The sequence below is a fragment of the Pedobacter immunditicola genome, assembly GCF_037482985.1.
Lineage (GTDB): Bacteria > Bacteroidota > Bacteroidia > Sphingobacteriales > Sphingobacteriaceae > Pedobacter > Pedobacter immunditicola.
In genome coordinates this window covers 111345-124477 of record NZ_JBBHKC010000005.1, presented here as the reverse complement: position 1 = coordinate 124477, position 13133 = coordinate 111345, and the positions used below count along the sequence as shown (strand labels likewise).

The 13133-nt window shown below is 40.6% G+C and carries 9 protein-coding genes; 3 read left to right on the top strand and 6 right to left on the bottom strand.

Annotated features, from left to right (window positions below; all coding sequences use genetic code 11):
- Positions 1 to 14: 14 nt before the first annotated feature.
- Complete coding sequence (locus WG905_RS10045; protein WP_339591585.1) at positions 15 to 1205, bottom strand: ROK family protein; 1191 nt, start codon at positions 1203 to 1205, stop codon at positions 15 to 17.
- 572 nt (positions 1206 to 1777) lie between these two features.
- Here WG905_RS10045 and WG905_RS10040 point away from each other — a divergent pair.
- Positions 1778 to 2452: an ATP-binding cassette domain-containing protein gene (locus WG905_RS10040; protein ID WP_339591584.1), complete on the top strand. Its 675-nt coding sequence runs from the start codon at positions 1778 to 1780 to the stop codon at positions 2450 to 2452.
- Between the two features lie 86 nt (positions 2453 to 2538).
- Here WG905_RS10040 and WG905_RS10035 read toward each other — a convergent pair whose 3' ends face one another.
- The 4 genes from WG905_RS10035 to WG905_RS10020 all read right to left on the bottom strand — a co-directional run bounded on the left by WG905_RS10035 (position 2539) and on the right by WG905_RS10020 (position 9330).
- Positions 2539 to 3123: a pentapeptide repeat-containing protein gene (locus tag WG905_RS10035; protein WP_339591583.1), complete on the bottom strand. Its 585-nt coding sequence runs from the start codon at positions 3121 to 3123 to the stop codon at positions 2539 to 2541.
- Positions 3124 to 3370: 247 nt separating this feature from the next.
- Entirely contained in the window at positions 3371 to 4213 is an 843-nt protein-coding gene (locus tag WG905_RS10030; protein ID WP_339591582.1) for an endonuclease/exonuclease/phosphatase family protein, read from the bottom strand.
- 26 nt (positions 4214 to 4239) lie between these two features.
- A complete protein-coding gene (locus WG905_RS10025) occupies positions 4240 to 6000 on the bottom strand; it encodes a RagB/SusD family nutrient uptake outer membrane protein (protein WP_339591581.1) in 1761 nt (586 codons plus the stop codon).
- A 42-nt stretch (positions 6001 to 6042) separates the two neighbouring features.
- On the bottom strand, positions 6043 to 9330 hold the full coding sequence (locus WG905_RS10020) for a SusC/RagA family TonB-linked outer membrane protein (protein ID WP_339591580.1): 3288 nt from the start codon (positions 9328 to 9330) through the stop codon (positions 6043 to 6045).
- Between the two features lie 153 nt (positions 9331 to 9483).
- On the opposite strand from WG905_RS10020, the gene WG905_RS10015 reads away from it, so the two are divergent.
- Together WG905_RS10015 and WG905_RS10010 are read left to right on the top strand one after the other, a co-directional pair.
- On the top strand, positions 9484 to 10011 hold the full coding sequence (locus tag WG905_RS10015; RefSeq protein WP_339591579.1) for a hypothetical protein: 528 nt from the start codon (positions 9484 to 9486) through the stop codon (positions 10009 to 10011).
- A gap of 272 nt (positions 10012 to 10283) precedes the next feature.
- The gene (locus tag WG905_RS10010; RefSeq protein WP_339591578.1) at positions 10284 to 11330 is read left to right on the top strand and encodes a hypothetical protein; all 1047 of its coding nucleotides are present in this window, start codon (positions 10284 to 10286) and stop codon (positions 11328 to 11330) included.
- An 83-nt stretch (positions 11331 to 11413) separates the two neighbouring features.
- Here the strand turns inward: WG905_RS10010 and WG905_RS10005 are convergent, their stop codons facing one another.
- The gene (locus WG905_RS10005; protein WP_339591577.1) at positions 11414 to 13126 is read right to left on the bottom strand and encodes a RagB/SusD family nutrient uptake outer membrane protein; all 1713 of its coding nucleotides are present in this window, start codon (positions 13124 to 13126) and stop codon (positions 11414 to 11416) included.
- Between the last annotated feature and the right edge of the window lie 7 nt (positions 13127 to 13133).

Below are 13133 nucleotides of genomic sequence, written 5' to 3'. Positions count from 1 at the left end.
GGGTTAACGTTTATTTATATTTCGAATTTATTGTGTTCTATGACTAAACTTGCGGCTGCCATGAGTTGTCCCTCGCCAGCAATGGCTGAGATGACGATGCTGGTTTGATTGGCAATCCGCGGGATACAAAACTCATTAACGGCCTGCTGTATGGGCGGCAATAATATTTTACCTGCCACAGCACCCCTCCCACTCAGGATAATGCATTCAGGGTTCATGATGTGTATCAAAGTGGCAAGCCCTTTACCGATAAGGAAGGCAGCTTCAGAAAGAATGGAAACAGCCAAAGGATCGTGGTTACTTGCCGCTTCTAAAAACAAATCGCCAATATTGCGGCTTTTGTCGTTAAAAAGCTCGCGCATACTGGAAGCGGCACCCGCAGCAATTTCTGCCGTCGCTCTTTGGGTCATCACCAATAAGGAGGTTTCTACTTCCAGACATCCGGTTTTACCACAAGAACAGAGCTTTTTGGTATTGGATAATGGAATGTGACTGAATTCACCGGCATAACCGCTGCTGCCCCTATAGAGCTTTCCGTTGACAATCATTCCTAAACCTGTTCCCCATCCTATATTGGCTACCATCACATCGCGCTTACCTGCCGCAGCGCCAAATTGTAATTCGGCAAGGGCAATTAAACTGGAATCATTTTCTATGTGTACGGGTAAGCCGAATTTTTTGAAGAGGTAATCACTAAAGGTAGAACCGTCGGCAGGTTTTAAATAGGAATGGTTGAGACCATCTTTGGTATCAATAAAACCAGGCATGCCAATACCTATCCCCAGGAAATCTTCTTTATTGATTCCCGTACCTTTGATATTTTCAGCAATAAACTCACAAAGCTGATTAACGGCATCAGGCTCAAGTAGTGAAAGATCTAAAGATTTTATGGGTTGAACCTTAATGCCTGAAAGGTCATAAATAACCATGGATGTAACCAACTGATCGATGGCCAGGGCAATGATGTGCTTATTTTTATTGGGATTTAAAAGGAACATGGATGCCCTTCGTCCGCCGGTAGACTGACCTAAACCTTGTTCAACGATATAGCCTTCATCAATTAGATAATTGACCATTTTGGTAACCAGGGGTAAACTCTTGTTGGTGAGTTTACTTAATTCTGTAAGCGATAGCGGATGCTTGTAATAAAGCTGCTTTATGATTTCGTCTCTTAACTGCTGCCCTTTGTCAATAACTTCTGCCATTTATCCAGATTTAGTGGAGGCCAAACTTAGATATTTTTACCAATAAAAAACCTATACTTATTAAATTAATTAGTAAGTATTGTTAAGTTTTAAATTATTTCAACAAGATTGTAGCGAAACATATACAAAGTGTGGAGTTTCTCCCCAACAATTTTTAGGTAAGGCGCTAAGAAGAAATGGTTATATTAATTATTTGGTTTAAATTCATAATTGAATCATCAGAATCGAAGGAAGGTTCCCATCACCTATTTAGCTGTAATTTGATAAAATGACCTGGAGCAAAAAGATCAATCTCTTGTTTAGCTTTTACCTTAATTTCTTAGCTCCAAGCCTGATCCTGACCCTCCTTTGTGGCTATATATTTTACAATTCCGGCATGAAACTATTGCCGGCGCTGTTTTGGTTTAAAATCATTACCACAGCTATTTTTTTCTTTTATATTCAAAGTGCTAAAAAGAAGACCTTTTTCTATTATTACAATTTAGGCCTTTCAAAAAGGTGGTTGTGGACTTGTACCCTTTCATTTGATTTTATTTTATTCTGCATGCTGTTCATCTTTATTGGGAATTAAGATGAAGCACAAACTTGAAGCAGACAGTATTCATTTGAAATATGGGACAAGAGAAATATTATCTTCGGTATACCTCAAGTTAGAAACTGGTCGGATTACGGGATTATTGGGAAGAAACGGCACAGGGAAAACCAGTTTAATACATATTCTTTATGGCTGCCTAAAGGGAAGTCATCAGTCGATTCGGTTTGATGATCAATATGTTGCGTATCCTTTTAAGGTACAGGACTTGATTTCGTATTTGCCGCAGCATCATTTCATCCCGGCATCTTTTAAGCTAAAAAGGGTGTTCATTGATTTTGATGTGGATTACGAATTGTTTGAGAAACAGTTTCCGGGATTTAAAGGGAAATATCATGCTAAAAGCATATCGCTGTCTGGTGGTGAGCGCCGCCTGGTTGAGCTTTTCCTTTTATTGAAATGCAATTCAAAATTTATCTTATTAGATGAACCCTTTTCTCATCTGACGCCTATTCAAGCAGAACAGATTAAAACGTTGATTAAAGAAACAGCTTTAACCAAGGGGGTTTTAGTAACAGACCATATGTATGGGCACATTATAGATGTTGCTGATGAGATTTACCTGTTAACGGATGGGCATATGCGTTTAATAAAGGATCTACAAGAACTGCAGTTTTTTGGTTATCTGAAACAAGTTTCTCCGAATTCGCTTTAAAGATTTGATCAGTCATGTTAGGCGTTACAAACCATTACCTTCTTCATGGAATAATCATGCGGGCGAATTATGCATTGATGGTCTCATTATTCAATGATGATCTCAAACCTGGTTAGTAAACCGGCCAGACTAGCTGAAGAGAATTTAGTTTTCTTGACTTGGTTGAGCTGGGGATCGATTATAAAATTCAGGTTAGTGGTAAAATCAATTCCACTCAGATTGGTATAATCAAATATGGCATCTAACAGATCACAGTCGGCCATGGTAATTTTTGAAAGGTCTGATTGGGTAAAATTAGTGCCATGAAGTTTACAGTTCTTAAATGCACTTTTGTTCATTTTCTTTTGTGCAAAGCTCGCATAATCCAAGAGGCAATTTTCAAACTCAATAGCGAAACCAAAGTCCAGTGTCTGGAAGAAGTTAATACCAATCAACTTACAGTCCTTAAATTTAATATCCTGCATTTTGCATTTAGTCACTTCTGCATTGCTAAGGTTGCAGGAAGTAAAAAGACAGTCGGTGAAATTAATACCGGAGATATCTGTAAAGGTGCAGGAACGAAATTCAACTGATTCATACGTTTTAAATAATCTTTCACTTGAAAAATCAGTTTTTTCTACGAGGCTTTCGTAAACTTTTACAACTGGCTTATTCTTCTTTTTTAATTCCATGCAATTTCAATTGTAAATATTTGTAGAGAGATAGATTTGACTATGCTTGCAATTTTAGAAAAAAAAACACGATCAATTGCATTGAATAATAATAAAGACAAATTTAGGACAGTGACTTAACGAAAAGTCTAGTTTCCGGAATTAATTCATATAAAGAAAAATCCCCGCTGAAAATGCTCATTTGGAACATTATCAGCGGGGATTTGTGGAGAACAGTTATGCTGTGATAATGATGGTCATGCCATTTTTATTTCAGCACAACATCTGCAAGAATTGGGAAATGGTCTGAAACAAATTTACCACGGTACGTATCCGTTAAAATACCCCAACGTTTGGTGTTAAAATGTTTGGTCACAAATATATGGTCAATAACTCCGGTGGCGTTTACTTGTTTACCCCAGCCATTGAAAGATGCATTGTTTACATAAGGATGCTTCACCTGTGTATAGGTATCAAATAACAACCCTGAATTCTGCAGGGATTTATACCATTCACTGCCATGGTCACCGTTTAAGTCACCGGTGAAAACAGCCGGTTGGTTTCCAGCAATTTCTTTAATCTTTTTCATTACCAGTTTGCTGCTTTCCATCCTGGCAATTTTACCCTGGTGATCAAAGTGTGCATTGAAGAAGTAGAACTTTTTACCACTCTTCACATCCTGAAGATATACCCAGCTGGCGATACGGTTACAGCAGGTTGCATCCCAACCTAAACCAGGTTTATCAGGGGTTTCCGACAACCAAAAGTCTCCTTTGTCTAATAACTTAAACCTCTCTTTTAGGTAAAAGATGCTCGAGTGCTCACCGCCTTCTTTACCGTCATCACGGCCCTTGCCATAATTTGCATATTCTGGAAGATATCCACTTAAGTCGTTTATCTGATTTTTCTTGGCTTCCTGGACACCAAAAACATCAAACTGGTGGAAGCGCAGCAGGTTTGCGGCCACTTCTTTTCTGTCTTCCCAAAGGTTTCCGGTGTCGGTAGTATTGGAAAAACGGACGTTAAAAGAACCAAAGGTGAAATCCTGTGCGAAGGCTGTACAGCTGAGGATCAGGAAAAATGCTGATAATACGAGGTGCTTAATTTTCATAGTGTATAATTTGTTTGTTTATTAAGTTACCATCCAGGATTCTGCCCTAATTCAGGATTGAACAGGCGATCGGCTTCCGGGATAGGATAAAGATAGTTTTTATCTGTGAATTCTCTTGTGGTTGTTGTAAGCCATGTCAACTCTCCTGAAGTATTATTGGATAAGCGCTGTGGGTTAACAACCCCATTAATTGTTTCGGCGACATTGATGTACTTAACACCAGGAACCGGGTTTGCAGGCATGACCTGGAAAAAAGCTACATCCATTAAACCATCCTCATTTAAATCCATCGGCACATTCAATGCAGGAACGTAAAATCCATTCCAAGCTTTGGTCATGAGATCTCCTTTTTTCCAACGCACGATATCATCAAAACGCAAACCTTCGAAAGTAAGCTCGATTCCACGTTCTCTTCTGATTTCCAGCAAGGAAGGATCAGTGATTCCAGGGAAGTAATTGGTTAACAAATAAGGGTCTGCCTGTGTTGGTTTGGCAGATAAACCACCGGTAATACCTGCACGCTGGCGCAATGCACCAATGGTTTTACTCCAGTCAGCATCAGTAAAGGTACCCTGTTCGGCTTTTGCTTCCGCAAAATTCAATAGTATTTCGGCATAGCGCATTAAAGAAATTGAATTGATGTTTTGTCCGCCGCCATCATACCTTACATCATCAAGCACCCATTTGATAGGCTGATATCCGGTGTAGGTATAAGAAAATATTGGAGGTGCTGCTTCCGGCGTTCCACCATTGATGCGTTTGTAATCGCCTACCCTGATGGTTTGCTTTAATCTTTTATCTCTGCCCTTCATTTCATCCATGAAAGGCATGGTTTGATAACCACTTTTGCTGGTAAAAGGGGTACCGTCGATATTAAGATAGGTGTTAACAAAGGTTCTTGTTAAACTGATTCTTGAACCATAAGTGGCACTGGTCCACCACCAGTTGGCATCGTTATATACGGATAGATTCGCGTCTGTAACTGACGACAACATTACTTCATTAGCAACCGGCGCTGTACTGATAAATAAATTACGATATGAAAGATCTGTTCCGCCAACAGTATTGAGGGAGAAGCCACCTTCGGCCATCACTTTTTCTGCTGCAGCTACCGATTCCTGTAACCATTTATCGACGCCAGGTTGACCATGGTATTTTCTGTAAGTACCTTCATACAAGGCTACCCTGGATTTGAAACCAAGGGCTACATATTTAGTAATCAGCGAGCGACTATTATCATTTGTTCTGGTGATATTTTCGCAGGCATAGTTGAGGTCGGCCAATACCGAATCCATCACCAGGCTACGAGAATCACGCCCCTTGAAAAGTTCAGGATCATCCACTTTAAAAGTTTTGTTGATCCATGGCACATCACCGAATCGCTTTACTTTTTCATAGTAAAAATGAGCCCTGAAAAACCTGGCCAAGGCGTTATATTGCTGTCTGATGGAAGCAGGCACATTGGGGTCATTGTTATTTTCAATAAAGTAATTGATGTTTCTTAATTCATCCCAGTTCCAGCCGTTACTCTGACGAGGGCCAAAGGCACCCTTGATCAAAAAATCTGGTGCCTGGCTGCGTGCAGCATAGTCGGCCATGGCATCACCCTTATGCGCATCTGAAGGCGTGGGCAATAGTTTATAAAATGAATTAGCGTAGAGTTCCAGCCCTTTTTCGGTACTGAAAACAGCCTCTTTCGTGGCTGTATCCTGCGGCACCTGATCTAACTTTTTACACCCGGCAAAAATCAATGCCACGGGTAAAAACCATATAAAGAATCTTTTCATGATGAATATTTTTATAATCACTTTTGTCTATTAGTTTGTTTATTAAAAAGTAGCCGAAAGTCCTAAACTGAAACTTCTCAACATAGGATAATTGTTTCCGTTTCCACTGGTTCCATTAGTAACCACCTCGTCTGATTTTCCGATATTTTCTATATCCAGATCTTTCGTGATTTTATACAATGGTGAATATGACCACAGGTTTTCTCCTGATAGAAAGATTCTGATGTTACTCAGGCCTGCCTTTTTAATAAATGTTTGTGGCACATTATAGCCAATCTGTAAATTTTTCAGCCTGATAAAAGCGACATCCTGCAAATACTTGGTTTGTGTCTGTCTTAAAGTCCCAGAACCATTTTGTGCGATATAACCTCTGTATCTAGGGAAATAGGCATCCGTATTTTCCGGCGTCCAGATATTACCAATATGTGATTGAGGTACTTTATTGTACGGACGGTTGTATTGCCCCCAGAAAGTTCCATTTTCAGGGCCCGGATACCAATCCATTTTAGCTACGCCCTGGAAGAACGTGTTAAAGAAAAACCCTTTCCAATCGGCGCCTAAAGAGATGCCATAAGTATACCTTGGAGTGGAATTACCGATGACTTGTAAATCGCCGGGATTGCCAACCGTATTGTCACCATTGTTGATCACGCCATCGCCATTGGTATCTGCAAACTTGATATCTCCAGGCAAGCTTTTTCCAGTATTTGAAGATTTATATAAGGTTTGTACAGGTGAGTTTGCGACATCGGCTGCTGAGGTGTAATAACCATCAGTTACAAAGCCCCAGATTTCACCAACGGTTTGTCCGGCGTAATAATCAGACAGCCTTTGTTCAGGATTGTTGTATTTAAGAATTTTGGCGGTGTAATCTGCCATTGATAACCTTACGCTATAGTTGAATGGCGATGCACCCAGGTCAAACTTATCATTCCAGGTGATGTTGGCTTCCCAACCTTTGGTTTCTAGATCAGCATAATTTCCTTTTGGAACCCCAATACCAAATACCGCTGGCAAGGTCATCCCTACGGTAAACATGTCAGTAGTTTTACGGATGTACGCATCACCGCTAAAATTTAAACGGTTATTTAAGAAGGCGATATCCAAACCCAAGTTACTGGTGGTGGAAGTTTCCCAGGTAAGACCATCAGGGATGACTCCCGGCTGACTGGTTTGCTGTGGACGGACGCCATTTAAGATCCGGGCAGTTTGTGAGATCCCGAATTTCTCCATAAATGCATAAGAATTGATGTTACCGTTACCTAAGGATCCGTAAGAAGCACGGATCTTTACATCGGTTATGACGTCGGGATTCACTTTCCAGAAAGGCTCTTTACTTAACCTCCATCCTGCAGAAACTGAAGGGAAGAAGGCGTAGCGCTGGTCATCCGGGAATTTAGAGGACCCATCATAACGGCCATTAACTTCTACCAGGTAACGGTCTTTGAAAGCATAGTTCAGGCGATAGAAACCACCAAGGACAGCCCATTGTTCGTAACCGCCACTGGTATTGATCGACTGGCCAAGGGCAAGGTTAATGTCTGTTGCATCTTCAAAAATCAAATCGTTACGCAAGGCTTCCAGACGTTTGTAAGTTGATTGTTCGTAGTTGTACCCTGCAAGGATTTTTACGTAATGATCTTCGCTGAATCTTGGTTCATATTCACCATAGATATTGGTGACCATGTATTGTGTATTGCGGTTCAGCTGCTGCAGATCATTATAGTTTGAGCCTACATACTCTATAACTCCCGGTTTCCTGCTGTAAGGCACAGGCACACGTCTTCTGCTTTCATCATTATCCGTATTCTGGAAAGTAAAATCACCTTTAATTCTCAACTTATCGTCAAAGAAATTAGTGGTAAAACCAGTGGTATTTCGGAATACTTTGTTATCCATATCAATGCCATTCTTGCCAAGGTAAAAATCGCCTACTGTATAGGCAGCAGAATAAGATAAGGTGCCATCAGGATTGAACATCGGCGCATTATTATGTCCCTCATCAGCGATATTCCTCCAGATACCTCCACCCTCACCCACATTAATAGGGTTATGGTATTTGGAGGCGGAATAATCTGCATTGTTATAGATCTTTAACCATGGATACAATTGTATGGAGCCTTTTGCACGCAAGTTATACATCTGGTAATCGTCAGAATTATAACGGAATAAACCAGATTGACGGTAAGACCTTCCAGACACATAAAAGTCTGTTTTACCGCTTGCGCCGGATAGCGATACATTTTGTTCGGTGGCGCTTGTATTATCCTTATACAATTCGTTATACCAATCTGTACTGTCATAATACACGTATTCACCATTTGAATTTACATCAACTTTCGGCAGGCTCGGATCCAGAGATCTCCGTCTTAATTCTTCCAGGTAGGCAGGAGAAAATTTCACGGTTTTGTTAATGTTCTGTGGAGTTTGTGCATAATCATTCCATGCAGACCAGCCATCATTGAACATATTAGCGAAAGTATAACCATCGGTAACATAATCAGGAACCGTTGTAGGCGCCTTCACAGATTGTGTAATGCTGTAATTAATGGAGGTTTTTTCTTTTGCCGGATTTTTAGTCGTAATTAATACCACGCCAAATGCAGCTCTTGCCCCATATATGGAAGCGGATGCAGCATCTTTTAACACTGTTACACTGGCAATGTCATTAGGGTTTATCCTTGAGGGGTCACCTTCAATACCATCGACTAATACTAATGCATTACCACCCTGACCAATGGAGGTTGTTCCCCTGAGGTTAAAAGCAGGCGACTGGTTGGGTTTACCATCAGCGATACTCAGGTTTAAATTGGGGATCACACCTTGTAATCCCTGGGCAAGATTAGAAACAGAACGGTTTTCCAGTACTTTAGAAGTCACCTGATCGACAGCTCCCGTTAAGTTCTCCCTTTTTTGTGTACCATACCCCACAACGAGCACTTCATTTAAAGTACCTGATTCTGCAGTAAGGGTAACATTTAATGTGGTTGTCTCACCAGATTTTACATTTACCTTAGTTTGCGTATTTGTGGAATAGGAGATAAAACTAACGGCCAGGGTGTAGACTCCGGGAGCAACATTGATACGATAAGTGCCGTCTGGGCTACTTTGGACACCGGTATTTAGTTCCAGGATCTTGATACTGGCCCCAGGTAAGGGATCGCCTTTTTCATCAACAATTTTCCCGCTAATGGTGCCGGTATTCTGGATTTGAAATGGTGGAATTAATTTTGGAGTTAATTCAACATGGGCGTTGGCACCATAAGACACCAACAGGCCCGCTAAAAGGAAAATAACCTTCCTTTTGCGACAGGGTACAGTTTTAAACATAAATTGATTGGATAGATTTAAGCAACTTTCATGTTCATTTCTAAAGGAATTAAACATGCCCAAAACTAAGTTACATATGTAAATCCGATGTTAATTTTACAATATAAAACCAGTAAATTTATGTTGTAAAATCAGCTAAGGAGGCTCAAAGAAATGAAGGTAAAAATAGATTTTGATGGTGTTAACGTACATCTTTCTATTGAAGCGGAAACTTCGAAGTTTATCAGGGCCACGATGGTCTTCTTAAATTTCATGGGAGTGATTTTGATCCTGATCGGCTTTTATGAATGGCTGCTCATTCTTGTTATCCTGGGTGGCTTATGGCTGATATTTTTTGGCTGGTTAACTTTATGGAACTTCTTTGGTAAGGAATTGATTACCATCAATACCAAGCTCCTCACCTATCAGCATCAATACGGCTTTTATAAAAACAAAGCTGAAATCAGGAATATCAGTAAAGCATTGAATATCTCCCTGATACCTGCAGACGAACACCATCAGGAGAATTATTTCCACCTGATCTTCGAGTCCTACAACGAATTCAATCTTCCGGAGGAAATTTATCGCAGCGCCTTTCCTATCTCTCAATCTGACCTTAATTTGTTAAAGATCTCGATCAGAAAGTTGTACTTTAAAAAGGTACATCCTGATTACATTAATCAGCCTTACCTCTTGAATTGAATGGATAATTTGCTGAAACCGCCTTGCCCCCGTTAAAAAAACGCTACTGATAAATATTCCTGTTAGCCTAAGAAAAGATTAATCCTATTGCCATTTCCACAGTAATAATTACAGAAGTTTCGCATGGAATAACTCAGTGCAGGTATATGATAGGGCATGTTATGGGAATGTTAATTGCTAGAAGCTTTGCAGTGAAGCGCCCTATTCCGGGCAAAATTAATATATCTTCGCTGTACTAATTTACCGTCGCTTAACTCAATTATCTTCGCTTCATGATGACAAGGATATACCGGCAATTATTTCCACTGGGCCAGGCAGTTTTATTATTTCTAATCCCTGTTATTTTTTCGCTGCCGGCTATTGCGCAAAACAGCTTAAAAATTATTCCTTTACCCATCAAAATCAATAGTGTGAATGAAGAGTTCTCCGGACTGGCCTGGTCTGGGAACCGCTTGTACCTCCTGCCACAATATGGCAATCATAAAGAAACACTTTTAAATGGGGAATTTTCGATTTACAGCCTCCTGGCAGACAGTATTTCCCGGGTCATCGACGGTAAAGACACCGCATTGACACAGTTTAAGGTGTTGCGTATTAAAAATCTGGAGAAACTTCCCGATTCCGTGAAATCGCATTACCAGGGCTTTGAAGCCATTACCTTTTATAAAAACGAAGTCTTTTTAGCTATCGAAACGGATGATAAGTATGATTACTGTTTTGTCATTAAAGGGGTGTTGAATGAACAGCAAAGCCAGATCCTGATTGACCCTTCGCGAACCATAGCTTTGAAACGTTATCCTTATATTTTCAATGCAGGCTTTGAAAGTTTAACTTATCTGCCCGACAAGCAGAAGCTAATGGCTTTGTTTGAATTCAACGGCATGCATACCGGAGGAATAGGGTTTTTATTTGACACTGATTTTAAAAGTAAGCCTAAAGAAATTGCTGTTCCTTATCTTCCTTTCAGGATCACTGATATCGAGGCCACAAAACGGGGAAGAATTTATGGGATCAATTACTATTGGGAAGGAGATTATCATGTCTACCTCAACAACAATATCTCCAGAAACCAGGAAAGTGCGGTAAAGAAATGGGCGCCAGCATTTGGTGATAGCTTGAAAACGAAATCCTATGCACGAATTGTCACTAAAAAACGATGGAGATCAAAAAGTTGGGATCAGGTGACTTCTTTTGAAGCAAATAAAACGAATTGGGAAGGATTGGCACTTTTCAGAAATGGTGCATTGGTCATCACTGATGCAAACAGGAGTAAAAAACTCAAGACCGTTTTTGCGTTTATCACTTTTGAAGTGAATTAAATATAAAAGTTGCTACAGCTTCCTTAAAAAAAATCCTGCCTGCTTTAAAAGCAGGCAGGATAAAATTCGGCAAACCCGAAGGCTTAATAGCCGGTATTCTGTTTCATGATACCGTTACTACGATCTAACTGTTCCTGTGGGATCGGGAAATAGGAATCCCGGTCAGAAATTGTAATCCCCTTTAGATAAGGAAAATGTTCACCTTCAAAGGCAAAATAACTCTCTAAAGTAGGCTTCAGCACGCCCCAACGCACAAGGTCATAAAAACGGTGACCTTCCATCGCCAGCTCTAATCTGCGTTCAAAACGAACCGCATTCCGGGCGTAGGTTTGGTCAGGGAAGGATGTATATAAACCTACATTGTAAGCAGCCACCGGCGTACCACCAGCTGTTAATGGAGGAAGTTTTCCCGCACGGGTACGGATATTATTAACCAGGGTAAGAGCCCGAGGCAAATTGCCCAGTTCCACTTCACATTCTGCAGCCATCAGGTAAACATCTGCCAGACGAATGATATTCACATTCAAGCCGGTGATGTTGGCATTACCAGGACCAGTGCCACTGGCAATTTGGGAAGCTTCAATCACATTTTTATAGGCAACAAAGGGTCCGCCATTGGATGATTCCCTAATCCAGGTATCTCCAGCCATAATTCCCCAGTCGCGGAAAGGCACGCCTCTTCTGCCCATGGTGTAATCCATACGAGGATCAATAGCAAGGGTACGATCTACGGTATAAGCGGCTTTTTGAGCTGTATTTAAACCTAAATCCGATTTATACGGATTTGTACGATAACTGTTGTCAAGGAATGGTAAACCAGCTGCCGTAACTTTAAAGGAATTGGCAAGATCCAGTGTTGGCTGGAAAAATCCGCAGCAGGTAATTGGCATACCATTTCCATAGGGGAAATTCAACATATCACCAACGTTACCATTATCACCGCCACTACCATCTGTACCTACAGAATGCTGAACCGCGAAAATGGATTCTGGTCCATTTTCTTTGGTGATATCAAAGTTATCCTTATAAGGAAGGGTCTCGATATTTGGCCTCGAGGCAATCACCGCATTGAATAAAGGAAGTGCCTCCCCATATTTCTTTTGGTATAACAATACTTTTCCAAGATAAGCCTGAGCCATAATCTTGTTGACACGGCCGGCTTTACCAGAGGAGTGAGCAACTGCTAAATTATCAGCAGCATATTGTAAATCTGTAACAATAGCCGGATAGATATCAGGTGTATTATCCACAGCCGGATCGGTAGTCGTTTCAGTAATCAGCGGTACATTTTTAAACGCCCTTGCCAGGAAGAAATAATAATGTGCACGCAATAACCTCGCTTCTGCCTGTATTTCAGTTGCTTTTTCATCAGTAAATTTACCTTTATCACTGGCCTGCAAGGCGGCAATAAGCCTTAAGGTATTGTTACACCTTTGTATACCCTCATAACAACGTGTCCACAAAGTAGACAAATTATCATTCGTGCTGGTAGGCGCATGTCTTTCCAGGGCATTCATATTGGGCTGATCACCATTATCACTGCCTTTATGCGCATTATCAGAAGTAACTTCCCCTAATAACCACTGACTTGGTCCCGAAGCATAATTTCCCCAGGTACCATTTGTATTTCCATTTAAAAGTGAATAAGCACCGGTTAAAGCACCGTTTACCCCTTCTTGAGTAGCTAACTGGTCTGAACTCAGCTCTCCTTGTGGATTTTTTTCCAGAAATTCCTTCGTACAGCTTGAGGCTGCAAAGAGCAACACTACAAATAATATATAATTAATTTTTCTCATGATGTCT

Excerpts from the sequence above, each read along its gene's own strand:
- WG905_RS10045 (WP_339591585.1), bottom strand. The coding sequence starts at position 1,205 with ATGGCAGAAGTTATTGACAAAGGGCAGCAGTTAAGAGACGAAATCATA.
- WG905_RS10040 (WP_339591584.1), top strand. The coding sequence starts at position 1,778 with ATGAAGCACAAACTTGAAGCAGACAGTATTCATTTGAAATATGGGACA.
- WG905_RS10035 (WP_339591583.1), bottom strand. The coding sequence starts at position 3,123 with ATGGAATTAAAAAAGAAGAATAAGCCAGTTGTAAAAGTTTACGAAAGC.
- WG905_RS10030 (WP_339591582.1), bottom strand. The coding sequence starts at position 4,213 with ATGAAAATTAAGCACCTCGTATTATCAGCATTTTTCCTGATCCTCAGC.
- WG905_RS10025 (WP_339591581.1), bottom strand. The coding sequence starts at position 6,000 with ATGAAAAGATTCTTTATATGGTTTTTACCCGTGGCATTGATTTTTGCC.
- WG905_RS10020 (WP_339591580.1), bottom strand. The coding sequence starts at position 9,330 with ATGTTTAAAACTGTACCCTGTCGCAAAAGGAAGGTTATTTTCCTTTTA.
- WG905_RS10015 (WP_339591579.1), top strand. The coding sequence starts at position 9,484 with ATGAAGGTAAAAATAGATTTTGATGGTGTTAACGTACATCTTTCTATT.
- WG905_RS10010 (WP_339591578.1), top strand. The coding sequence starts at position 10,284 with ATGATGACAAGGATATACCGGCAATTATTTCCACTGGGCCAGGCAGTT.
- WG905_RS10005 (WP_339591577.1), bottom strand. The coding sequence starts at position 13,126 with ATGAGAAAAATTAATTATATATTATTTGTAGTGTTGCTCTTTGCAGCC.